Below are 24,033 nucleotides of genomic sequence, written 5' to 3' on the forward strand. Positions count from 1 at the left end.
GAGGGACCGGAGATGATCTTCCTGCCGACTGCCGACTGCCGACTGCCGACTGCCGACTGCCGACTGCCGACTGCGCGGCCCGCGCAGGGACGGGCGCGGATGGCAGGGAGGAGCCGGGTCAGCGCCTGGAGGAGATGATCGGCAACGCTGTGGTCTGGACGTCGTCCGGAGAAGAGGCGGGACGCCCGGTGCCTTCCGCGTCCGTCGTCGCCTCGTCCGTCGCCGGTGCGACCGACGAGGAACCGGTCCCGGCGTTCGTCGGCCGCGGCTGGCGGGCGGCTACGAGGCGTGCGTGGGCGAGGGATGACCCCGAGGGGGTGTCCCGGCCTTCCCGCAGTCCGCGAGCATGGGGCGAGGAGTGGCTCTCCCTCGTTCCCGAACTCACGGACGACGTGTCCTCACCCTGCCCTGGGGTCTGCTCGGCGCCGTCCGACTCGGAGCCCGAGCCGTCGACCGCCGAGCTTCCGCTCCCGGAAGCGGCGTTCGGCGCGGGCGCGGGCGCGGGCGCCGGTGCCGTGGTGCTGTGCACGGTGCCGTCGGTGCCGTCGGTGCTATCAGCGGAGTTCTCAGCGGAGTCGATGTGCCCGACGACGGTATAGCGGTCGTCCAGGTCCAGGTCCAGGTCCAGGTCGACGTCGTCCTCGCCGTTGTCGTCACCCCACTCGATGCGTTCCTCCTCCGCCCGCCGTTCGCGCTCGGCGGCCTCGAGTTGTTCGCGTTCGATCGACTCGACATCGGCGCTCAGGGTGCCCAGCATGTCTTCGGCCTCGAGGACCATGGCCGCGTCGCCGAGCGAGACTCCGCGCACCAGCCACTGTGCCAGGGCGAACTCGGCGGCGAGGGCCGCGCGGCGGGCGAGGTGGGGATCGACGGCGGCGGTCCTGGCTCCGGTGTATGCGGCGTAGACGGCCTCCACGAAAGCGGTGTCCTCGGCGGCGGCGAGCCAGGCGAAGTCCTCGGCGGGATCGCCGACACTCAGGTCGGTCCACCCGGTCACGGCGGACACGCGCCCGGCGGAGATCAGCAGGTGGTCCTCGTGGAGATCACCGTGCATCACCGTCGGACCGAACCGCCAGAGGCTGACATCCTCGAGGGCATGCTCCCATCGCCGCAGGAGGATGGCGGGGATCTTGCCGGTCGTCGCGGCCTGGTCCAGTTCGTTGAGCTTCCGCTGGCGATATTCCTCCGCCTCGTAGCTCGGAAGGTCGGCGCGCTGCACCATCTCCTTCGGTAGCTCGTGGATCGCGGCGATGGCGCGACCGAGTTCCTGGGCCATCGCGCGCCCACCCGCGGCAAGTCCCTCGAGGGGACGCGTGCTGCCCGCGAGATGCGAGTAGACGAAGGTGCTGAGCTCACCCTGGCGGACGCTGCCGGCCATATGGGGGACGAGGAACGGAAGCTCCGCCTTCACCGCGTGGGTGAAAGCCCGCAGGGCCTGCAGTTCGGTCTCGAGCCTCATGCTCGCCTCCGCGTGGCGGGGCGATCGCACGCGCCACTGCTTGCCGGCGTCGTCGACCAGCAGCGCGGAGTCGAAATCTGCTGCGTCGTCGGGGGCGCCGGCGACGCCTGTCGGAGCCAGGCCAGGTACTGCGGCACTGGCGATGGCAGCAAGTTCCATGGGTGTCCGTTTCACAAAGTCCACCGTAGGCTGTTCCGCGATCCGCCGCTCCGTCCGGTGCGGCGAGTCGCTGGATGGACTACTCGTCTTCGCGTCTGCACTACTCCTCCACGTGGTCGCCCGTGAATGTGTTTTGGGAGACCGAGAACGTACCGTAGAACCATGACCGAACCCCTCCGGACCCTGGTCCTTCCGCCCCTTGGTTCGCTTCCTCTTTCCCGCGCCGATTCGGATCGCGACGGGGAAGCCCGGACCTCGAAGGACCTGCTCGATCTCCTCTGGGCCTCGCCCTCCACACGGGTCCTGGCGCTCGCGGGCGGCAAGGCCCCCATCGAGGGGCACGCGCTCCGGCTCGCGCGGACCTCAGAGCTGGCGCGGCCTGCCGTGCTCGTGTACCTGGGACGGATCAACGAGGGTGCCGCCGACGCGGGGGAGCGCGTGCTGCTCGCGGTTCTCCCGGAGGAGGATCCCGCACTGGCCCCGGCCGGCGACTGGCTGGGACTGCGGGAGATCGCCGCATCCCTCGACGCGCGGGACGCGGGCCTGTTCGTCGCTGCGGCCGCGGTCGCCAACTGGCATTCCACGCACACGCACTGTCCCCGGTGCGGCGCAGGCACCGAACTGCGCGACGGCGGATGGGTGCGCCAGTGCCCGCGCGACCAGTCGCAGCACTACCCACGGACCGATCCTGCGATCATCGTCTCCGTGATCGACGACGACGATCGCCTGCTGCTCGGCTCGGCCATGGCGTGGCCGGAGGACAGGTATTCCACGCTCGCCGGTTTCGTCGAACCAGGGGAGTCCCTCGAGGCCGCCGTCATCCGGGAGGTCGGAGAGGAGTCGGGCATCGAGATCGAGTCACCGGAGTACCTGGGTTCACAGCCGTGGCCTTTTCCTGCCTCGCTCATGCTCGGGTTCACGGCGCGCGCCGTCACGACCGACGCGGTGCCCGACCGCGACGAGATGCGATCCCTGCGGTGGTTCACCCGCGCCGAGCTGTTCGCCGAGGTCCGCGAGGGCAGGATCGCCGTGGCCGGAGGCGTATCGATTGCGCGCGCCCTGATCGAGCGATGGTACGGCGGACCCTTGGACGAGGAGCCGTCGGAGGCGCGTCCCTAGTGTCCGGAGCACTGCTCGAGGAAAGCATCCTCAATGGGCTCGACGAGGAACAGCGCACCGTCGCGAGTACGCTGACCGGTCCGCTGTGCGTCCTCGCCGGAGCCGGTACAGGGAAGACCCGGGCCATCACCCACCGCATCGCCTATGGTGTGCAGACCGGCGTCTACACGCCGCAGCAGGTGCTCGCGGTGACCTTCACGGCGCGGGCGGCGGCGGAGATGCGCACGCGCCTGCGGGACCTCGGAGCGGGAGGAGTGCAGGCGCGCACCTTCCATGCGGCGGCGCTGCGGCAACTTCAGTACTTCTGGCCCCAGGCCGTCGGTGGGCCGTTGCCTGCCCTGGTGGATCACAAGGCCCAGCTCATCGCGGAATCGGCCCGGCGCCTGCGGCTGTCCACGGACCGGGCGGCGATCCGTGACGTGGCGGCCGAGATCGAATGGGCCAAGGTCTCGATGCTCACTCCCGACGCCTACGTAGCAGCAGCCGCCGGCCGGTCGGAGCCTGCCGGGATGGATCTGATCACCGTGTCCCGCATCTTCTCGGCCTATGAGGACCTGAAGATCGATCGCAACCTCATCGACTTCGAGGACGTGCTGCTGACCACCGTCGCCATACTCGAGGAGGACGAGAAGGTCGCGGCGACCGTGCGGTCGCAGTACCGCCACTTCGTCGTCGACGAGTACCAGGACGTCTCGCCCCTGCAGCAGCGCCTGCTCGACCTCTGGTTGGGGGAGCGGCGGGAACTGTGCGTGGTCGGGGATGCGAGCCAGACCATCTACTCCTTCACCGGAGCCACCTCGCGCCACCTCCTCGACTTCACCAAGAGGTACCAGGGCGCGCAGGTCGTGAAACTGGTCCGTGACTACCGCTCGACGCCGCAGGTCGTCCGCGCAGCGAACACACTGCTGTCAGCGCGGAGCAGCGAGGCCGATCGGCGGGCCGCGGGTACCACCTGGTCGGAGCCCCTGGAGCTGATCGCCCAGCGCTCCGCCGGACCCGAGCCCGTGTTCACCGAGTGCACTGATGACGAGGCCGAAGCCGCGGAGTGCGCACGACGGATCGGTGTCCTCCTCGATCAGGGTGTGAAAGCCAGCGAGATCGCCATCCTCTACCGCACCAACGGGCAGTCCGAAGCCTACGAGCAGGCGTTGGCCAGTGCCGGCATCGGGTACCAGCTCCGGGGCGGCGAGCGCTTCTTCCAGCGGCGGGAGGTGCGGGACGCCCTGCTTCAGCTGCGCGCGGCCGCGCGGACCGAGGGCGACGACGACGTGCCCCAACAGGTGCGGGACGTCCTCGCCTCGCTCGGCTACACCTCGGTGGCCCCGCAGAACTCGGGTGCCGTCCGGGAGAAGTGGGAGTCGCTGGCAGCCCTCGTCGGGCTGGCGGACGAGCTGAACAGGACTCGTGGGCCGGAGTCCTTCACACTGCAGTCATTCGTGGCCGAGCTCGAGGAGCGAGCTGCAGCGCAGCACGCCCCCACGGTGCAGGGCGTCACCCTGGCGTCGCTCCACTCGGCCAAGGGGCTCGAGTGGGACGCCGTGTTCCTCGTGGGCCTGAGCGAGGGGCTCATGCCCATCTCCTTCGCCGACACGCAGGAGGGCATCGACGAGGAGAGGAGACTCCTGTACGTGGGCATCACGCGGGCCCGCATCCACCTGTCGATGTCCTGGTCCACCTCCCGTTCCCCCGGAGGTCGGGCCAGCCGCAAGCCGTCGCGCTTCCTGGACGCGTTGAGACCGGCCACGGCCGGGAAGGCAAGTTTTCGGCAGCCGCGCGCCAAGTCTGCCCGCACGTCGACCGGGCCGGTGATGTGCAGGGTCTGCAAGCGCCCTCTTCTGACGGGATCCGAGCGCAAGATCGGCCGGTGTACGGAGTGCCCGGCGAGCTATGAGGAGGAGACGTTCGAGGCCCTGCGTGCCTGGCGGCTCACCGAGGCGAGGGAGAAGGACGTGCCGGCCTTCGTGATCTTCACCGATGCCACACTGGTGGCGATCGCAGAGGCGAAACCCCGGAGCGCCGAGGAGCTGGGTGCGCTGGCCGGCATCGGAACGTCCAAGCTGGAGCGCTACGGCGACGCCGTGCTCGGAATCATCAATGACCCGGCCTGACCCGCAGGGTCCCGGAGAGCATCCCCGGCTGCCGGTCGAGGTGCGGCGGTCGGCCCGCCGCAAGCGGACCGTGAGCGCCGACATCCGCGACGGCGTACTGCGCGTGTCGATCCCGGGCCACTTCTCCGTCCGGCAGGAACGCCACTGGGTGGAGCGGATGGTCGAACGCATGTCGGCCAAATACTTCACGGAACCGGCTGTGGTGGACGATCAGCCGGTTCCCGCGCTCCTCGAGAGGGCAATAAGCCTGTCCCGCCGGTATCTGGGCGGCCAGGGGATACCCGCGTCGATCGGGTGGGTGACGAACCAGAACACCCGCTGGGCGTCCGCTACCCCTGCGCTTCGGACCATACGGCTGTCGCACAGACTGCAGGGGATGCCGGACTGGGTGGTGGACTACGTGATCCTGCACGAGATGGCGCATCTGATCGAGCCGTCGCACAATGCGCATTTCTGGGCCCTGCTCACCGGATATCCCCGGACCGAGACTGCCAAGGCCTTCCTCGAGGGCGCTGCTTTCGCTGCGCAACGAAGCCCGGCGCACCCGGCCTGACGGCCGTGCCGTGGTCGGCCCTGGCCCGGCCGGTCCCACAGCGAACCGGCTGGGCATCGACCGCCCCGACCGTGGCAGGCAACGGCGAGAGCAGAGAGACCGTGGCACACCGGTCGCAAACGCCCCGACCGTGGCAGGCCAAGTCGCGACCAGAGACGGCGACGAACCGGTCGCGGTGGCGCGGGAGGCGGCAGCGCCGGCGACCGTCGTGCGTGGTCTCCCCGTGCCGGTCCCTCCGGTGTCGACTACCGCCCTGACGCGGCGTCGCCCGAGGGGTCGTCGTCGTCCGCGGCGGCGTCGTGACCGGGCGCATCCGGGGCATCGGAGCCAGCGCCGGAGGAGCCCTCGCCGGCGTCGGACGACGCGGCGCCGCTTTCTTCCGGATGGGGAGCGTCCGAGGATTCGAAGCCACCGTCCAGCAGACGCTCGAGTGCGGCGTCGACATCAGCGTCGGAGGATTCGAGGAGCCGGCGCCTCTCGGAGAAGCCGGCCGGGTCGTCGAGGTCCTCGGCGGTCGGCAGCAGGTCCGGGTGCTGCCACAGCGCGTCTCGGCCTTCCATACCGCGCTCCGCGGTGAGGAGGGACCACAGCGCGGCGGCATCCCGGAGTCGTCGGGGCCTCAGTTCGAGACCCACGAGGGCCGCGAAGGCCTGCTCCGCCGGTCCACCGGTCGCCCGCCGGCGGCGCACCATCTCGCGCAGGGCACCCGCGGACGGGAGGTTCGCAGCGGCCGCGGCCGTGATCTCGTCGACCCAACCCTCCACGAGGGCGAGGGTCGTTTCGAGTCGTACCAGCGCCGCGTCCTGCTCGGGGGTGCGCTGGGGCATGAAGACGCCCTGCGAGAGTGCGCCCTGGAGGCTTTCGGGATTCGTGGGGTCGATGTCCCGTGCAGCTTCCTCGATCTTGTCCATGTCGATGTGGATGCCTCGCGCGTAGCGTTCGACGCTCCCGAGGAGATGTCCCGTCAGCCACGGTATGTGCGTGAAGAGTCGGACGTGCGCCGCTTCCCGGACGGCGAGGAACAGCTGGACCTCCTGCTCGGGAATATCGAGGCCCTCACCGAAGGCGGCGACGTTGGTCGGCAGGAGCGCCATACGGCCCTCCGCGAGCGGCACGCCGATGTCCGTCGAACCCACGACGTCCTTCGACAGTGCGCCGACGGCCTGTCCGAGTTGCATCCCGAACATCGCACCGCCGACGTTCTGCAGCATGGAGGCAGGGCCTCCCATCATGCCCATCATCGACTTCATCTCTTCGGGAAGCTGTTCGGAGATCACATCCGACAGCGCCTTGGCGATGCTGGTCGCGACGGGTTCCGTGAGCCGCCGCCAGGTCGCCATCGTCGCTTCCACCCATTCGGCACGGGACCACGCGCGTCCGAGCTGGCCCGTGCTGGGGAAATCCGTCACCGGATCGAGCCACATCTCGGCGAGTTTCAGCGACTCGTCGACGCTCCGGCGCTGCAGCGGGGTCACCGACGGGTCGTTCTCGGAGGCCGCCACCCTGCGGGCCTGGTCGTGGGCCATCTGCCAGTTGACGGGGCCCTCGCTCGGAGTGGAGAACATCGCCTGAACCTGCTGCATCATCATGGCCATGGCCGCGGGGTCCGACGGCAGCCCTGCGGCTTTCGCGATCTCCTGCGGGTCGATCCCTCCGGTGCCCCCGCCGAACATCTTCGCCAGCATCTCCGACAGCGGATCCTGGGGCGAGTCGTCGTCGCCGTTCGACGGGTTGGATGGGTTGGTCACTGATACCACCGGTCCTGGGAGTAGCTTGTGGGTCCGGCCGGGGGGTGTGACCCACGCCGGGCGGCTGTGGGCAACACGCTACCGGCCCGGACGTGCCCGTGTCCGGCCCGTCGCGCTTCGTTCGCTGAGGGCAAAGCACCGTGCGCAGGGAGCCACGGCGCCGTCCCGGCGGGGCCGGGGACGCGACGCGGAGGCCCGTGCCCGGCACTGCCTCGCGTTTTCCCGATCGTCCAGCCCCGAGTGGAACCGGTCCGGCCGGTTCCAGCGTTTACCCTGAATGTGCCGGTCGGATGCTGAGCTACCGCATCGCACGGCCCGCCCTACAGAGAGAAGTACAGTGACGCAGCCTGTCCAGGTCGAGACCACCAGTCATGGGACGCCGACCCCGCGCGACCCGCGTTTCCGGGCGATGGCGGTGTCCGGAGGTCTCGCCGTCGTTCTCTGTGCTGCTGCCGTCCTGCTTCCCTCGCCGTACATCATCGAGGCCCCGGGTCCCACGTTCAACACCATCGGGGAAGTCGACGGGCAGCCGCTCATCCGGGTGGAGGGAACGCAGAGCTACCCTCCGGAAGGCGAGCTGGATCTCACGACGGTCTTCGTCCGAGGGGGTCCCAATGGCCAGGTCAACGTCCTCGACACCCTCCGGGCGTGGGTGGACCCGAGCGAGAACGTGGTGCCCGAGGAGCTCGTCTACCCGGAGGGGACCACGTCGTCCGAGCTCCAGGAGCAGAACGCGGTGGCCATGACGTCCTCCCAGGAGTCAGCGATCGCCGCCGCGCTCACGCACGAGGACATCCCCTTCAGCGAGGAACTCTCCGTTGCCGGCCTGCCGGGCGACTCGGCGTCCGCGGGCATCCTGCAGGAGGGGGATGTCCTGCGTTCCATCGACGGGACGGCGATCGACACGATCGAGACGCTGCGGTCCGCGCTTACGGATGCGGAAGGCGCCCCCGCCACGCTGGCCGTGGTGCGGGATGGCGAGGACCTCGAGCTGTCCGTGACGCCGAAGGAATCGGCCGACGGCGAGTTCCAGCTCGGGATTCTCCTGACGTCGACGTTCGACTTCCCCTTCGACGTGACCATTCAGCTCGACAACGTCGGCGGACCGTCGGCGGGGACCATGTTCGCCCTCGGCATCATCGATACTCTGACAGAGGGCGACCTGACCGGCGGTCGGCACTTCGCCGGCACGGGCACCATCGATTCGGCCGGCGCTGTCGGTCCCATCGGGGGCATCGCCCAGAAACTCGTGGGGGCACGGTCCGGTGGTGCCGAGTTCTTCCTCGCCCCTGCCGCCAATTGCGAGGAGGTCGTGGGGCACATCCCGGACGGGCTCACGGTGGTGAGTGTGCAGACGCTCGACGATGCCGTGGAGGCCGTGGAGACGCTCGGGTCCGGCGACGGCGCGGAGGATCTCGCGTCCTGCTGATCCCGGGAGCCGGCCCGACGAGGTGCAGACGCGAGGACACGGTTCGGTGACGATCGCGTCGGGTCGGCGGTCACCGGGAACCTAATTGGTCCGGCCGAGCGTGGACAGGGCAGAATGAAATCACGAGGGGCGTGACTGCATGCTGTCTTCTACCCGTGCGCGGGCACAGGGGCGGCTCGGAACACCGGTCGTCGTGACCCGCAGCACCTAACGATGAGGTAGATGTGACATCCGGACCAGACCGTCCGTTCGGCAGCAGGCCGAGCTCAGCCCGTACATCAACGAATCGGCGACGCAATCCGCTGATCCCGACGATCATCGTCGTGGCGGTGATCGTCATAGCCTTCGTCTACCTGTCCCAGGTCTACGCGGACGTGCTCTGGTACAACCAGCTGGGCTTCCTGGAGGTCTTCGTGACGGAGAACCTCTCGCGGATAGTCCTCTTCCTGGCCGCTTTCCTCATCATGGCCAGTGCCGTGTACTTCAGCCTCCGCATCGCGTTCCGCAGTAGGCCCATCTACGCGCCGGACAGCGCGGTCCAGGACAATCTGAACCGGTACCAGGCGCAACTCGAACCCATCCGTCGCCTGCTCATGCTGGGCATCCCGGTGGTTCTCGGCGCCTTCGCAGGGACCGCGGCCTCGTCGCAGTGGCAACAGGTGCTGCTGTTCCTGAACCAGGTGCCGTTCGGCCGCCAGGACCCGGAGTTCGGGATGGACTACGCGTTCTACATGTTCACGCTTCCCTTCCTGAGCTTCGTCACGGGGTTCCTGATCAGCGTGGTGATCATCAGCGCCATCGCCACCGTCCTGACGCACTACCTCTACGGCGGCATCCGCCTCGAGGAGAAGGGGCTGTTCACCACCAAGGCGGCACGGCTCCAGATCGCGATCGTGGCAGCCCTCTTCCTGATCCTGCAGGGAGTCAACTACTGGGTGGACCGCTACGACACGCTGCTCAATCAGGGCAGGTGGGCCGGTGCGCTCTACACGGACGTGAACGCCGTGATCCCGACCAAGGCCATCCTCGCCGTCGCAGCCATCATCGTCGCGGTGCTGTTCGTGGTGTCCGCTTTCATCGGGCGCTGGCGCCTGCCGCTCATCGGGACCGCGATGCTCATCATCACGGCGCTCCTGGCCGGTGGCGTCTACCCGTCGATCGTCCAGCGCTTCCAGGTGGACCCCTCGCAGCTGAACGCGGAACGTGAGTACATCGACCGCAACATCGAGATGACCCGGGAGGCGTACGGACTCGACCGCGTCGAGACCTCGACCTACCGGCCGGAGGACAACCCCCAGGCGGGCGCGCTGAACGCCGATGGTGAGACCACCGCGAACATCCGCCTGCTGGATCCGAATCTCGTCTCCGACGCATTCAGCCAGTTGCAGCAGTTCCGCCAGTACTACCAGTTCCCCGAGACCCTCAACGTCGACCGCTACGAGATCGACGGGGAGATCCAGGACACCGTCATCGCCGTCCGCGAACTGGACACCGACGGCGTCCCGACCGGCTGGGTGAACGAGCACGCCTTCTACACGCACGGCTACGGCGTGGTCGCCGCTGCAGGCGCCACGGTGCAGCCCGACGGCCGCCCCGAGTTCCTGCAGTCGGGCATCCCCTCCACCGGTCTGCTGGGAGACGAGTCCACCTACGAGCCGAGGATCTACTTCGGCGAGAGCTCTCCCTTGTACTCCGTGGTCGGCGCCCCCGAGGGGTCCGACCCGGCGGAGATCGACCGCCCGCAGGATGAGAACTCGGACACGGACTCCAGGACCACGTTCGACGGCGACGGTGGGCCAATGGTCGGCAGCCCCTTCAACCGCCTCGTCTACGCCCTGAAGTTCCAGTCCACGGACCTCCTGCTCTCCGATCAGGTCAACAGCGAATCGCAGATCCTCTACGACCGCGACCCGGTGGACCGCGTGCGCAAGGTTGCGCCCTACCTGACGCTCGACGGCAACAGCTACCCGGCGATCGTCGACGGGCGCGTGAAGTGGATCCTCGACGGGTACACCACGAGTTCCAACTTCCCGTACTCGCAGGAACAGAGCCTCGAGACGGCCACCCAGGATTCGCAGACCGCGGAAGGCCTGACGGCAGCGCTGCCTGCCGAGCAGGTGAACTACATCCGCAATGCCGTGAAGGCGACGGTCGACGCCTACGACGGCTCGGTGACCCTGTACGCGTGGGACGATCAGGACCCCATCCTGAGGGCATGGCAGAACGTCTACCCGTCCTCGCTCACCTCCTACAGCGAGATGTCCGCCGACCTCCTCGCGCACGTGCGCTACCCGGAGGATCTGTTCAAGGTGCAGCGGGAGCTGCTGGCGCGGTACCACGTCACCAGCACCAATGAGTTCTTCGACAACAGCCAGGCGTGGAGCGTCCCGGCCGATCCCGGCGCGCTCTCCGACGGAACGGCGACGGCGAGCACGCCCCGGCAGCCGCCGTTCTACCTCACGCTGCAGATGCCCGAGCAGGACGAGGCGGCCTTCTCGCTGACCACGCCCTACATCCCCTTCGTGCCTGCTGGCCAGACTCCGAGGAATGTGCTCTACGGGTTCCTCGCGGCCAACGGCGATGCGGGAACCGGCGAGGACGGCGTCAAGAACGAGAACTACGGCCGGCTCACGCTGCTCGACAGCTCCGGACAGGACTCGGTCGTCGGTCCGGGACAGGCGCAGAACCTGTTCAACTCGGACACGACCGTGTCCCAGGAGCTGAACCTGCTGCGGCAGGGCGCATCCGAGGTCATCAACGGCAACCTGCTGACACTACCGATCGGCGGGGGCATCGCTTATGTGCAGCCCGTGTACGTGCAGTCGTCCGGCAGTTCGTCCTTCCCCGTCCTGCGACGCGTCCTCGTGAGCTTCGGCGAGGATGTCGGATTCGCTCCGACGCTCGCCGAGGCGCTCGACCAGGTCTTCGGTGGCGACTCGGGTGCGACCACGGGGGACAGCGACAACGTGGGGGAGACCCCCGAGGACCCGGCTGCTCCGCCGGTGGAAGAGGGCGGAGAAGGAGCGACGCCTACGCCCGCTCCGACGCCGGATGCAGGCCCCGGAACGACCACGGGCGATCCTGCAGCTGATCTCCGGACTGCGCTCAACGATGCCAACACGGCCATCCAGGAAGGTAACGCGGCGCTCGCGGCTGGCGATTTCGCCACCTACGGAGAAGCCCAGGAGCGCTTGCAGGACGCCCTGCAGCGGGCCCTGGACGCCGAGGCGCAGGTCGCGGGAGACGCCGGCTAGGCCCGCAAGGGGCCGGGCACCGGCTCGATTTGCCTCCTGGCCCCGCGGCCGGTAACGTTAGTTACACGCCGCGGGGTGGAGCAGTTCGGTAGCTCGCTGGGCTCATAACCCAGAGGTCACAGGTTCAAATCCTGTCCCCGCAACGGATAGAAGTCCGGCTCACCTTCGGGTGGGCCGGACTTCTTGTTGTAGCGGATCGACGTGGTGTGCCGATCAGGGTCGGACGCAGCAGGGCGGGCTCCCTCGTCAGGCGCCGATGGTCCGGGCCCTGTCGGCGCACGTCCTCCGCAGGTATCGATCTCCGCCGGCTCGGGGCAGCCTCCTGAGCGCCGGATTCAGTCGGACAGAGCCTTGTAGGCGCTGAGCGCCCGCTCGCGGCTCTCCTTGAGGTCCACGATGGGTGGCGAGTACTCGGGCGCCGAACCCTTCCAGGGCTCGTGCAGGTTCTCCGCCTCGGCGAGCTCCGGGACGAAACGGAGAAGATAGGCTCCGTCCGGGTCGAACTTCTTGCTCTGGAGGACAGGGTTGAAAATCCTGAAGTAGGGGCTTGCATCGGCTCCCGAGCCGGCCACCCATTGCCAACTCGCCGCGTTGCTGGCGGCATCGGCGTCCACCAGGCAGTCCCAGAAGAACTTCTCGCCCACGCGCCAGTCGATCATCAGGTTCTTGATGAGGAATGACGCCGTCGCCATCCGCACCCGGTTGTGCATCCAGCCGATCTCCCACAACTGACGCATCCCCGCGTCAATCAGCGGGTATCCCGTCCGGCCCCGCTGCCACGCCGTGAGCTCGTCCCGGGTGGACCGCTCCCACGCGAAGCCGTCGAACGAGGGGCGGTAGTTGACGGTCGCGAGTTCGGGATTGAAGTAGAGCAGCTGCCAGCTGAACTCCCGCCAGCCGAGCTCGGAGCCGAAGACCCGGATGTCTTCGGCTGTGGACGGATCCTTGTGGTCCTGCGCTGCGTGCCAGACCTCGAACGGACTGATCTCGCCGAAGCGCAGGTGCGGGGAGAGCATGCTCGTCCCCTGCAGCGCGGGCCGGTCGCGGTTGTCCTTGTACCCGTGCGCGGCGTCGTCGAGGAAGTCGTCGAGCCGCGCGTGAGCGCCCGCCTCCCCGGGTACCCAGGTCTCCCGCAGCCCCCGGGCCCAGTCTGGCGTCGTGGGTAGCAGGTGCCATGCATCGAGCGCCTCAGAGTCCGGCGGGGGCCCGTGGAGGGCTTCGGGTGCGGCGAGGGGCCTGCGGGGTGTCCGGAGGACGAGGCATGCCCGCCAGAAGGGTGTGAACACCTTGTAGGCCTCACCGGACCCGGCCGTGACTTCCCACGGCTCGTACATCAGGTTGGCCTGGTAGCTCGTCGCTTCGATGCCCTGGTCACCGAACGTGGCTTTGAGTGCGGCGTCGATCGTGCGCTCGGCCAGACCGTAGCGTCGGTTCCAGACGACGGCGTGCGCGCCGCTCTCGTCGACGAGCTGCGGAAGAACAACCTCGGCGGGCCCTTTGCGGAGGACCAGGGAGACCCCGAGCTCTGCCAGTGATCCGGCCAGAGCATCGAGCGAGTGATGCAGCCACCACTTCGAGGCGCCCCCCAGCGGCCGGATTCCCTCCGTCTCCTCATCGAGGACATAGCAGGCGACCACGTCATCCCCGCTCTCCGCCGCCGCGACGAGCGCGGGGTTGTCGGAGATACGGAGGTCGTCGCGGAACCACACCAGAGTCACAGCCATGACTTCAATCTAACCCGCGCCGAGGGGACCCAGGACCGGGCGGAACGGCAAGGGAACCACGCTCTGGTGACCGTGGTTCCCCTGTGCTATGCGGGGGCTTGCGGTGCCCTGCTGATATCAGTAGGTGGTCTCGCCCGTGGTCGACGGCGTACCCGAGGCGGCGCCCGTGCCGGCTCCCTGACCGATCGCGGACGGGCTTCCGGATCCCGACTTCAGGGCCGCGAGGCGGGCTTCGATTTCCGTTTGCTCGCCGAGATCCTCGAGGCTCTCGAACTGGGCGTCCAGGCTCGACGACGCGAGTTCCTGCTGACCACGGACCTTCGCCTCCTCGCGGCGGATCTTCTCCTCGAATCGACCCACCTCGCTCGTCGGGTCCATGAAGTCGATGCTCTTGACGGCGTCGTGCACCTGCTGCTGTGCCTGGGCGGTGCGGGAACGGGCGATGAGCTGGTCCCGCTTGACGGTGAGCTCGCCCAGCTTGCCCTTCATCTGGTTCAGGCCGTCCTTGAGCTTGTCGACGATCTCCGTCTGCGACGCGATGGTCGGCTCGGCACCCTTTGCTTCGTTCTCCGCAGCCATCTGCCGCTGAATGGCGACCTTGGCGAGGTTGTCGAACTTCTGGGCATCGGTCGTGTCACCGGTCGAGCGGTACTCGTCGGCTTTGCGCGAGGCGGCGAGGGCCTTGTTGCCCCAGCTCCGGGCGTTGTCGACGTCCTCGTTGTAGTCGTCCTGCATCATGCGCAGGTTGCCGATGGTCTGCGCGACGGCGCTCTCGGCCTCGGCAATGCTGTTCGTGTAGTCACGCACCATCTGGTCGAGCATCTTCTGCGGGTCTTCCGCCGAATCGAGCAACGCGTTGATGTTGGCTCGCGTGAGCTGGGCGATCCTGCCGAATATTGACTGCTTTACCATGGGGTTTCCCTTTCGATTCTTCATGATGATCCTTACGTGTTGCTGATCCGCCGGGTCGGTCGACTAGAAGTCGCCGCCGCCCCCGCCGAACCCGCCGAAGCCTCCGCCACCGCCGCCGAACCCGCCGAAGCCGCCGCCGCCGAAGCTGCCGCCGCCTCCTCCGAAGCCCCCGCCACCGTCGCCGCTACCGCCGAACATCCCCCCGCCGCCTCCGCCGTTCAGGAGTCCGCCGAGGAGGATTCCACCGAGGAGTGCTCCGCCCATGCCGTCGCCGCCCCGGCGGCCACCATACATTCCGCCCATCCCGCCCATTCCGCCGCGGCCGAAACCGTCGACGTCCTGCTGCGCGAGCTGCGCGGCCTGATCTGCGAGTTGCGCGGCCTGCTGGGCATGTGACAGGGCCGTGACGGGGTCGGACCGCTGCTGGTCGACGGCGACGTGCAGGTTGCGTTCGGCCTCCGCGAGACGTGTTCGGGCCTCGCTCCCGACGCCGCCGCGGCGTGCGCGGATGTAGTCCGCCGTGCCCGAGATGGCGGACTGCGCGGCGATGAGTGCGTGCTGGAGCGATTCCTGGGCGCGGCGGGCGTTCTCGGCCTGATCCCGGACGTTGCCCAGCGCGGCATCGAGCTGAGCATGCGCAGCCTTCAGGCGCTGCAGGAGTGCCACAGGGTTGCTCCTCGCGTTCTGGCGTTCCTGCCGCACCGTCGTGACCGCGGTCTGCAGGGCCGCCACGGGGCCGGCGAGGTCGCGGTACTGCCCGGTGCGATCCATGGCCTGCGCCTGGGCGAGGTCCTGCTCCGTCTCCGGAAGGGCTCGTTCGAGGTCGCGTTCTGCCACGGCCAGTTCTTCTGCCCGCTTGTCGATGGCATCGAGCAGGACCGTGCTCTGATGCACGGCTTCCTCCGCCGCGCGGACGGCCACGACAGCACGCCCGGTGTCACCGTCGGACATCCGGGACTGCGCTTCGGTCGCGGCGCTGTTCACGAAGGCCAGCCGTTCCTGTGCCTGCTCGATGTTGTCCGCGACCTGCGACGTCGCAGTCTCGAGGTAGCGTGCCTCCAATGTCCGCAGGGTCTGCTCGGCAGAGCTCAGGCGTCGCTGTGCCTCGCCGGCACTCGCCTGCGCCTTTGCGAGCGCGTCGGGCGCGTTGCGTTCGAGTTCCCGCAGGGCATCGAAGTCGTCCTTGTGGGCCTGGAGGGAGGCGTTGACGTCCTCGCAGCGCCGGATGATCTCTCCGAGCCACTCACGCTGCTGCTGCTCCGTGTCCGGGATGTGGTCGTCCAACTGCTGCTGCAGCTTGAAGGACTCACTCATGTGGCGCTTGGCGCCTGCGATGTCCTCCGAGAACGGTGCGATCGCATCAGCGCCGTACTGCGCCTCGGCGAACCCGAGTTCCTGCTCACTCGACTTGATGGCGTCATCGGCCGCGATGAGAAGGCTTCCGGCCCGCGTCCGCAGATCCTCGACGCTGAGTGCAGCCAGGGGATCGACCACCTCGCCGCTCGCCGCCGGTACAGGACCGTAGCCGTACTCCTCGCGTCGGCGCTGGGCACTGGTGCCGCCGCGGTTCTTCAGGACCAGGTAGCCGCCGGCGCCGGCGATCGCGACGAGCCCGCCCACCAGGACGAGCCCGCCCATCCCGCTGCCGCCCGTCGATGTACCGGTGCCCGTTCCCGTGGACGTTCCGTCACCGCCCGAACCGCCGATGCTGCTGCCGTTGAGCGCCTGCGCGACGCCGTCGACGGCTGCCAGTCCGCCACCGAGCCAGTCGCCCGCCTGCAACTCCGGAGTCACGGCGTCGGTGCGGATCTCCTGCACCGAGGGGTAGATGCCGGAGCGCTCGCCGGCGACGAACCCCAGGTTCCGCTGTTCCACGGCGACGGCCAGGAGCGCCTCATCGGCGGAGGTCGCATTCTCGGTAGCGGCTGCAGCGGCCCAGGCCTCGCCATCGCTGGGATTCTCGAAGGTATCGACATAGACGACCCGCACGGTGAAATTCTCGTTCGCCCGCAGATCCTCGATCGCGGACTGGAGCTCGGCCTCGTCGCCGTCACTGAGCACGCCCGCGTTGTCGACCACGAAATCTCCCTGCGGGAACGTGATCGGTTCATCGGCGAGCGCGGCGGTACTCGAGATCAGCGGGATCGCCAGGACGGCGCCCACCACAGCAGAGACGCGGGTGCGCCTGCTCAACATTCGCATTTTCGACCCTTCGGCACGTCCTCCGGACCACTCCGATCCCAGGACTGGGTCGACGGACGCCGGAGGCTCCCTGTCTTTCCGATTCTATGGATGGGGTGGGGGGAGCGTCCACCATGCCTCCTGCGCCCCTAGCGAAAGCACAGGTGGAGTCGCTCAGGGAGGAGTGAAACCGCACGCACCGGGGGCGAATGCGGCGATACTGGTTGCCGGGCGGTTCGGTCGGGAGACGATGGACTCCTGTGCAGGATTCGGTGGACGGCTCAGCGACTTCTCAGACACCGCACAGCAAACACGTGAGTGTTGCTCAGCGTCGGTTGCCATGATGTGGTCAACAGCAACGAAAGGACCTCCCATGAACGAGCAGCCAGGTTCCCAGGGCAAGCCCGAGCGCGCCCTCCCTCCGCAGCCGCAGACCCCGCCCACCTGGGGTTCGGGCTGGGATTCCCAGCAGAGCTCCGGCCAGCGGACGGCCCGGGGCCAGGCCGGCGAGCCACGTCAGGAAGGCGCCGGGCAGAATCGGCCGGCGACGCATCCCGCCTACGCGGGGCACCAGCCCTTCTACGGCGGGCAGGGTTCGTACGGTCAGCCACCGCAGGGCAACCGGCCGGTGCGAAGGGAGCGCAGGCGCGTGGGCCTCACCACCTTCGCCGCCGGCGTCCTCGTGGCGGGACTCGTGGGCGGCGGTGTGGGGACGGCGGCCATCTCCGCACTGGACGACAGCACGACGACCGCGACGTCCCGGACAGCGCCCGAGTCCATCGTCGTCAACAACACGGACGATGTGAACACCATCACCGGCGCGGCAGTCACCGCATCGCCGAGCGTCGTCACCATCGCCGTGAACGGGGGCACCGCCAGCGGTTCCGGGTCCGGGATCATCCTCGACACGGACGGACACATCCTCACCAATACGCACGTGGTGACTCTCGGCGGACAGGTCTCCGACCCGACGGTCGAGGTCAAACTCGACGACGGGCGCGTCTACCCGGCCACCGTCGTCGGTACCGACCCACTCAGCGACCTCGCCGTCATCAAGATCGACGCACCGGACCTGACCGCCGCCACTCTCGGCAATTCCGACGAGCTCAACGTCGGCGACACCGCGATCGCCATCGGCGCTCCGCTCGGACTGAGCGGCACGGTCACCGACGGGATCGTCTCCACCCTGAACCGCACCATCAGCGTCGCCTCGTCGGCCGTCCCCGAGGACCAGCCCGATAGTGCGCAGACGGAGGAGGGCGAGGGCTTCAACTTCCTGCCGCCGGGAGGATCCGGCGAACAGCAGACGCAGTCCCAGGGCTCCATCTACCTGAACGTCATCCAGACCGACGCCGCGATCAACCAGGGCAACTCCGGCGGGGCGCTCGTCGACGCCGATGGTCACATCATCGGAGTGAACGTCGCCATCGCCTCGGGAGGATCCGGCGAATCGACCGGCAACATCGGTGTCGGCTTCTCCATCCCGATCAACTACGCGGACCGTATCGCGAAGGAGATCATCGCGAACGGCGAGGCCACCCACGGATTCCTGGGCGTCAGCGTGACTGCGGCCTCGGGCGACGGGGCGCAGAGTACCTCGACCTTCTCCGCGGGAGCGCTCGTGGAGTCGGTGGAACCGGGTTCCCCGGCGGAAGGCGCGTCACTCGAGGTCGGGGACGTCATCACGAAGGTGGGTACCTACACGATCACCGATCCCCAGTCCTTGACCGCTGCGGGGCGCATCCAGACCGTGGGCCAGCAGGTACCCGTCGAGATCGTCCGGGGCGGGGAGACGCGCACCGTCGAGATCGAGCTCGCGCAGGCGCCGACACCGTAGCCGTCGATCGCCGTCGACCGCCCTCGATGCTCGTCGGCAGCCGCCGGTAGTCCGGTGCGCGTGGCGCAGGAGGCCGCTCGGCGGTGAAGCACCCAGAAGGCGGTCCCGGGAGTCGGGACCGCCTTCGCTGTGTCCGACCGCGTGGCCTGCAGGCGCGGCGGTCCGCGGGACCACGGTCCGCGATGCCCCCGGCGGCATCGCGGCGTCGGTGCGCTGTGGTTAGCTTGTCGAAGGGAAGATCCCCGAACGAGGAAGGTCATCAATGGACGAGGCCCCAGCAGCAGGACTGCGTATCGCGGTCCTGGTGAAACATGTTCCCGACGCGCAGTTCGACCGGCACATCAGCGGTGAGGACCTGACGACGGACCGGTCCGAGAGCATCCTGTCCGAGCTCGACGAGTACGCCCTGGAGGCGGCCCTGCAGCTCGTCGAGACGCACGGCGGAGCGGCGGGCGGCCATCGCATCACGGCGATCACGATGGGTCCCGCAGCGGCCGTTGCCGCGGTCAAGAAGTCCCTCCAGATCGGCGCCGACGACGGCGTCCACCTGAGCGACGGTGCCCTGGCCGGTTCGGATGCGTCGTCCACCTCCAGGGCTCTCGCAGCGCTGCTGCAGCACAGCGGCCCCTTCGACCTGATTCTCACCGGCATGGCGTCGACGGACGGCGAGACCTCACTGGTGCCGGCGCAGCTCGCGGAACGCCTGTCCCTTCCCCAGGTCACCTTCGCCGCGTCCCTCGACCTCGGCCGGGCCGGCGACGGGTGGATGCTGACGGCTCGGCGGGACAACGACACCTACGCGGAGACCATCGAAGCGCCGCTGCCGGCGCTCGTCTCGGTGACCGACCAGATCAACGACCCGCGCTACCCGAACTTCAAGGGGATCATGGCGGCGAAGAAGAAGCAGATCACAACCCTGTCCGTCGCCGATTTCGGGCTCGATGCGTCAGAGGTAGGACGCGCGGGATCCTGGACGAGCGTCGAGGCCGCCGCGCCGCGACCGCCACGCAGCCAGGGTGTCGTCATCATGGACGAAGGCGACGCCGGTATCCGGCTGGTCGACTTCCTCGCCGGACAAAAGCTCCTCTGATCCTCTTCGCGCACCCTTCGTCCCAGGAGACCCCGACATGACCACAGTCCTCGTTTACCTCGACCACGCCGGAGCGAGCCTCGCCAAGGGTGAGCGTGAGTTGCTCTCGCTCGGCGCTTCGCTGGGAGACGTCGCGGTGGCGCTCGCCGGCGAAGCCGAGCAGACCTATCTCGACGGGATCGGCTCCTACGGCGTCGGGACCGTGTACCGTCCTGCGTCTGCCGAGGTGTCCGACGTCCTGGTCGCGGGCAAGGCGGTCTTCCTCACCGAGGCCGTTCGTGCCGCCGGTGCCGGGATCGTGCTGCTCGGGAACTCCTACGAGGCGAAGGAGATCGCCGGACGCGCGGGAGTGCGGCTGGAATCCGGTGTCATCACGGATGTCGTGGCCCTGGACGGCGATCTCACCGCCACGAAAGCCGATTTCGCCGGCTCCTACACGGTCGACTGCCGCGTCAGGACCGGAATTCCGATCCTGACGATCAAGCCGAACAGCGTCGAGGCAGCGGAGGCCGGAATCTCCTCCAGTCCCCGCGAGGAGCGACTCGCGGTGGACGTGCCGGTCGCGGCGGCTCGTGTCACGGGGCGCACCGAGAAGCCCGCCAGCGGCCGGCCGGAGCTGACGGAGGCCCGGGTGATCGTGGCCGGCGGTCGTGGGGTCGACGGCGACTTCGGTCCGCTCGAAGAGCTGGCGGACGTCCTGGGCGGGGCAGTGGGGGCGTCGCGCGCCGCGACGGATGCGGGCTGGATCGAGCATTCCGCGCAGATCGGGCAGACGGGGAAGACCGTCTCCCCGCAGCTGTACATCTCGGTCGGGATCTCCGGCGCCATCCAGCAGAAGGCCGGCATGCAGACCTCGAAGGTCATCGTCGCCATCAACAAGGACGCGGATTCACCGGTCTTCGAGATCGCTGACTTCGGAGTGGTGGGTGATCTTCGTTCGGTGCTCCCTCAGGCCACGGAGGAGATCAGGAAGCGCGGACTGTAGCGTGGTCCCAGAACCCCTCCCGGGGGCCCCGGACCGCGTCCTGGTGTTCGCCGCCCATCCCGACGACATCGACTTCGGGGCCGCTGCGACGATCGCGGGATGGACCGCTGCCGGTGCGTCCGTCAGCTACTGCATCCTGACGGACGGCGATGCCGGCGGCTTCTCGGACGAGGACCGGTCGGGTGTCGCGAAGCTCCGCCGGGACGAGCAGCGCGCTGCGGCAGCGATCGTCGGCGTCACCGACGTCACGTTCCTCGGGGAACCGGATGGGTACCTCGCCCCGAGCGACAACGTCATCCGGCAGATCGTCCGACGCATGCGCGAGGTCCGTCCGCAGATCGTGGTGTCGATGCATCCGGAGCGGAGTTGGGACCGGATCCAGAAGAGCCATCCGGATCACCTGGCCTGTGGTGAGGCAGTGACGCGCGCCATCTACCCAGCGGTCGAGAATCCTTTCGCCTACCCCGAGCTGGAGGCGGCCGGACTCCTGAGCTACCGGGTGCCCTGGCTCTGGTTCTACGGCGCACCTGCACACCAGGAGAACCGCTTCGTCGACGTGACCGGCTCGGAGGACCTGAAGGTCGCAGCGATCACGGCGCACGCGAGCCAGCATCCGGACGTCGACCGCATGCAGTCGATGGTCCGCCAGTTCCTCCAGGAGAACGGCCGCCGCGGCGGACTGGCCGAGGGGCGCAGTGCGGAGGCTTTCCACGTGGTCGGTGTCAACACCGATACGACGATCGCGGGATTCTGAGCGAAGCGACCGTCGCCTGCCTCCCGATCTCCCCGTTGGCTCCCTGGGGCGCCCAGGGAACGAGGCCCATGGGAAGAGCCAGGGCCCTGACCCGACGCGAACGGCCCCGACGATGATCGTCGGGGCCGTTGTCAGGTGCGTCCTGCTCCCGGTGTGGCTCAGGCTCCCAGCGGAATCTGCGCGACGATCGGGAGTGTGGGTATCTCCGAGCCACCCTCCGGCTCGACCGTGAGCGCGATCGCGCTCGTCCCCCCGATCCCGGGGAGCTCCGTGACCTTAGATCCAGCCACGTCCTCACCCGTCATGGTCCCTACGGAGATCGGCGCAGCACCATCCGCGGGGATACGCCACATCTGGTACACGAACCCGTCCGCAGGAGCGGGCACGCCGGTCAGGGTCACCACGGCTGCGTCTTCCTCCGTCGAGACCGCGAGATCGGCCGTCCCGCCCGCCCGCAGAGCGAGCTGCTCCGTGCGGACATCGGAGGCCTCGAGAATCTGCTCTTCGAGCGACGTCTGCTGCAGATTCTGGGCGATCGTCACACCACCCACGGCCAGAACGACTGCTGCCGCTGCAGCAACCACCCAGCGGGCGGCACGCGAGGACACCGAGGCCCTGGCGGATCGTCGCTGCGAGAGCTCGTCCGCTCCGACTTCCTGACCGGTCCGAAGGTCCTCGGTTTCGGTCCCGGGGTCGGGGGTGAGCGGGCTGCCGGTCGATCCGACGGACCGCAGCACAGCCGGACCACGGGTGTGATCGGATGAACCGGTCGTGGTACCGCCCGGGAGTCGATCCATGATGCGCTCGAAGAGATCCGCAGGAGGGTCCACCTGATCGGAGGCGTACGCAGCTGTGACGGTCTCGCGGCAGGTACGGACGCGGTCCGCGAAGGTGTCCCTGATCGCCGGGGCGGCATCCTCGACGAAGGCGTCGATGGCGCGGCGCTCCTCGGCACTGATCGCGTCGAGCGCGTAAAGCTCGGCCCACTCGAGGACGTGTCCACGAGCAAGGTCGGTCTCGAGGTCAGCTGCGAATTGTCTGTTCATATCCTTGTCCTGCATCTCAGGTCACCCCCAAACATGTCTTGAGCCGAAGTAATCCGTCGCGGATTCTCGATTTGATGGTCGGTACGGCGACGCCCAGCTTCTCGGCCACCTCACGGTAGGTCAGCCCCCCGTAGTAGGCGAGCTTCACCGACTCCTGCTGGGTCTCCGTCAGCGTGTCCAGGCACCTGACGACACTCTCGGCCTCGAGACGCTGCGTCACGGTGTCGACGACATCGTCGTGGTCTATGGTCTGCGTGGCCGCACCGTAGCGGGCTTCCCGGTCGGTGGCGCTCTGTTCCGACCGCACCTTGTCCACCGCCCTCCGGTGGGCCAGCGTCATGAGCCAGGCCATGGGGCTGCCCAGGGCCGGATTGAAACGCTCGGCCGTGTTCCATACCTGGAGATAGACCTCCTGGGTGGCGTCCTCGCTGAGGTCGGGGTCGATCAGGACCCGTCGTGCCAGGCCGTACACGCGCTTCGATGTCTGTTCGTAGAACAGAGCGAACGCGGACCGGTCCTGCCGTGCGATCCGCAGCAGCAGATCGGTGAGGCTCGGACCGGCGTTGGGATCAACGGCCGACTCGTGTGCTGCGGGTGAGGGGGGATTGACCCGGCTTACTCGTGGCGTTTCCATAGGGCTCCAGCATAAAGCGCCGGGTGCTCCAGACCGAACAGGGTGGGGCGGTTCGTGCCGCGAAGAACGGACGCGTTCCTTCTGCACTAGCACCATCTCACCTCTCCCGCCAGTCCTGCCCGCTGCTGTCATTGAGCATTCGGAGCTGGTCGGGGCCCGGATGGCCGGGCGGTGCGCCAGGTGTACAGGGTGTTCCGGGTGGACCTAGGCCGTCGGCTGGTAGGTACCGACACCGATCAGCGAGTCCGCGTTCAGCACGAAGTCCTCCCCGAGCCTCGCCAGGAAGGCCTCACGGACGCGGTGCAGCTCAGCGGGATCGTCGGGAAGGAGGCCGCGGTAGCCGCTTCCCAGCGCGAGGGACCATGCGAGGTCGGCTTCGAGGGGCACGGCGAGTCCCAGCCGCTCGACGGTGACCTGCGTGAGGCCTCGCGCCGTCAGCCAGTCCTTCAGGCGTTCGGCCGATGCGAGGCGACCGCAGTTCTCGACGAAGACGGGTACCGCCGCGTCACCGGCGACGCGTCCGTCATCCGTGCCCACGACTGTGGCCTGCAGTGTCTCCAGGAGGATCGTGCCGAAGGGTTCGAGGGCGCCGTCGTCCCACGCGCTCAGCGCCACGCGTCCGCCGGGTCTCAGCAGGCGCAGGAGGCCGTCCATCTCCGTGTCCATGTCCAGTAGGAGGAACACTCCGTAGCAGCTGATGATGGCGTCGTAGGGCACGTCCGGAGTCCAGTCCGCGGGATCGGTCCGGTGGAAGGAGATGCTGTCGAGGCCCAGCGCTTCCGCCTTGGCGGCTGCGAGGTCGAGCATGGACGAGGACCGGTCGACGGCGTCCACGTGTCCGTCGGGACCGGACAGCTGAGCCGCGGGCACCGTGCCTGCTCCGGTGCCGGCGAAGAGGTCCAGGACGCGTTCACCCACCAGGATGTCGGCGGCGGCGACCACGGCGTTGCTCACCGGGTTCCACACGGCGGGCGCGAGCCTGTCGAAGTCCTCCGCGCCGCCGTCGGGCAGGGTTGCGGCATGGCGAGCGGGCATGGGTGC

General features: G+C 68.5%; 17 protein-coding genes and 1 tRNA gene. 10 read left to right on the plus strand and 8 right to left on the minus strand.

The genetic code is table 11. The features are described from left to right. Positions 1 to 118: 118 nt before the first annotated feature. On the minus strand, positions 119 to 1,618 hold the full coding sequence (locus FJV46_RS15735; protein ID WP_306298290.1) for a macrolide 2'-phosphotransferase: 1,500 nt from the start codon (positions 1,616 to 1,618) through the stop codon (positions 119 to 121). 162 nt (positions 1,619 to 1,780) lie between these two features. Between FJV46_RS15735 and nudC the strand changes: the two genes are divergently transcribed. The 3 genes from nudC to FJV46_RS04460 are packed head-to-tail and all read left to right on the plus strand — an operon-like array spanning position 1,781 to position 5,398. Beyond that, complete coding sequence (gene nudC, locus FJV46_RS04450; RefSeq protein WP_087029534.1) at positions 1,781 to 2,737, plus strand: NAD(+) diphosphatase; 957 nt, start codon at positions 1,781 to 1,783, stop codon at positions 2,735 to 2,737. Further along, positions 2,689 to 4,845, plus strand: coding sequence for an ATP-dependent DNA helicase UvrD2 (locus tag FJV46_RS04455; RefSeq protein WP_087029532.1), 2,157 nt, complete (start codon positions 2,689 to 2,691; stop codon positions 4,843 to 4,845). The genes nudC and FJV46_RS04455 overlap by 49 nt, the downstream gene beginning before the upstream one ends. Further along, on the plus strand, positions 4,832 to 5,398 hold the full coding sequence (locus FJV46_RS04460; RefSeq protein WP_087029530.1) for a M48 family metallopeptidase: 567 nt from the start codon (positions 4,832 to 4,834) through the stop codon (positions 5,396 to 5,398). Before FJV46_RS04455 ends, FJV46_RS04460 begins: the two co-directional genes overlap by 14 nt. A 245-nt stretch (positions 5,399 to 5,643) precedes the next feature. On the opposite strand, the gene FJV46_RS04465 is transcribed toward FJV46_RS04460, so the two are convergent. Next, on the minus strand, positions 5,644 to 7,083 hold the full coding sequence (locus FJV46_RS04465; protein ID WP_087030296.1) for a zinc-dependent metalloprotease: 1,440 nt from the start codon (positions 7,081 to 7,083) through the stop codon (positions 5,644 to 5,646). Positions 7,084 to 7,483: 400 nt separating this feature from the next. On the opposite strand from FJV46_RS04465, the gene FJV46_RS04470 reads away from it, so the two are divergent. The 3 genes from FJV46_RS04470 (at position 7,484) to FJV46_RS04480 (ending at position 11,972) form a co-directional block, all read left to right on the plus strand. Continuing rightward, positions 7,484 to 8,575 (plus strand): YlbL family protein, encoded by a 1,092-nt coding sequence (locus tag FJV46_RS04470; protein WP_232008419.1) that lies wholly within the window; start codon positions 7,484 to 7,486, stop codon positions 8,573 to 8,575. Positions 8,576 to 8,877: 302 nt separating this feature from the next. After that, positions 8,878 to 11,829: a UPF0182 family membrane protein gene (locus tag FJV46_RS04475; RefSeq protein WP_239961516.1), complete on the plus strand. Its 2,952-nt coding sequence runs from the start codon at positions 8,878 to 8,880 to the stop codon at positions 11,827 to 11,829. A gap of 69 nt (positions 11,830 to 11,898) precedes the next feature. Then, positions 11,899 to 11,972, plus strand: a tRNA-Met gene (locus FJV46_RS04480). Between the two features lie 192 nt (positions 11,973 to 12,164). Here the strand turns inward: FJV46_RS04480 and FJV46_RS04485 are convergent. The 3 genes from FJV46_RS04485 to FJV46_RS04495 all read right to left on the minus strand — a co-directional run bounded on the left by FJV46_RS04485 (position 12,165) and on the right by FJV46_RS04495 (position 16,667). Then, positions 12,165 to 13,553, minus strand: coding sequence for a cryptochrome/photolyase family protein (locus FJV46_RS04485; RefSeq protein WP_087029527.1), 1,389 nt, complete (start codon positions 13,551 to 13,553; stop codon positions 12,165 to 12,167). Between the two features lie 117 nt (positions 13,554 to 13,670). Then, a complete protein-coding gene (locus FJV46_RS04490; RefSeq protein WP_087029526.1) occupies positions 13,671 to 14,465 on the minus strand; it encodes a PspA/IM30 family protein in 795 nt (264 codons plus the stop codon). 63 nt (positions 14,466 to 14,528) lie between these two features. Continuing rightward, complete coding sequence (locus tag FJV46_RS04495; RefSeq protein WP_306298289.1) at positions 14,529 to 16,667, minus strand: TPM domain-containing protein; 2,139 nt, start codon at positions 16,665 to 16,667, stop codon at positions 14,529 to 14,531. 352 nt (positions 16,668 to 17,019) lie between these two features. On the opposite strand from FJV46_RS04495, the gene FJV46_RS04500 reads away from it, so the two are divergent. From FJV46_RS04500 to FJV46_RS04515, 4 genes are all read left to right on the plus strand, one after another. Continuing rightward, complete coding sequence (locus FJV46_RS04500; RefSeq protein ID WP_232008418.1) at positions 17,020 to 18,483, plus strand: S1C family serine protease; 1,464 nt, start codon at positions 17,020 to 17,022, stop codon at positions 18,481 to 18,483. Positions 18,484 to 18,745: 262 nt separating this feature from the next. Beyond that, positions 18,746 to 19,573, plus strand: a complete 828-nt coding sequence (locus FJV46_RS04505; protein WP_179195220.1) for an electron transfer flavoprotein subunit beta/FixA family protein — start codon at positions 18,746 to 18,748, stop codon at positions 19,571 to 19,573. A gap of 37 nt (positions 19,574 to 19,610) precedes the next feature. Further along, a complete protein-coding gene (locus FJV46_RS04510) occupies positions 19,611 to 20,558 on the plus strand; it encodes an electron transfer flavoprotein subunit alpha/FixB family protein (RefSeq protein ID WP_087029521.1) in 948 nt (315 codons plus the stop codon). Between the two features lies 1 nt (position 20,559). After that, complete coding sequence (locus tag FJV46_RS04515; RefSeq protein WP_087029520.1) at positions 20,560 to 21,312, plus strand: PIG-L deacetylase family protein; 753 nt, start codon at positions 20,560 to 20,562, stop codon at positions 21,310 to 21,312. A gap of 158 nt (positions 21,313 to 21,470) precedes the next feature. Here FJV46_RS04515 and FJV46_RS04520 read toward each other — a convergent pair whose 3' ends face one another. The 3 genes from FJV46_RS04520 to FJV46_RS04530 all read right to left on the minus strand — a co-directional run bounded on the left by FJV46_RS04520 (position 21,471) and on the right by FJV46_RS04530 (position 24,027). Beyond that, entirely contained in the window at positions 21,471 to 22,358 is an 888-nt protein-coding gene (locus FJV46_RS04520; RefSeq protein WP_158250134.1) for an anti-sigma factor, read from the minus strand. A 16-nt stretch (positions 22,359 to 22,374) separates the two neighbouring features. Beyond that, on the minus strand, positions 22,375 to 22,992 hold the full coding sequence (locus FJV46_RS04525; protein WP_087029516.1) for a sigma-70 family RNA polymerase sigma factor: 618 nt from the start codon (positions 22,990 to 22,992) through the stop codon (positions 22,375 to 22,377). A gap of 204 nt (positions 22,993 to 23,196) precedes the next feature. Next, positions 23,197 to 24,027 carry a class I SAM-dependent methyltransferase gene (locus tag FJV46_RS04530; RefSeq protein WP_087029514.1) on the minus strand — a complete coding sequence of 277 codons (831 nt, stop codon included), beginning with the start codon at positions 24,025 to 24,027 and terminating at the stop codon, positions 23,197 to 23,199. Positions 24,028 to 24,033: the final 6 nt, after the last annotated feature.

This window comes from Arthrobacter agilis (genome assembly GCF_006494655.1).
In the GTDB taxonomy this organism is placed as follows: Bacteria; Actinomycetota; Actinomycetes; order Actinomycetales; family Micrococcaceae; genus Arthrobacter_D; species Arthrobacter_D agilis.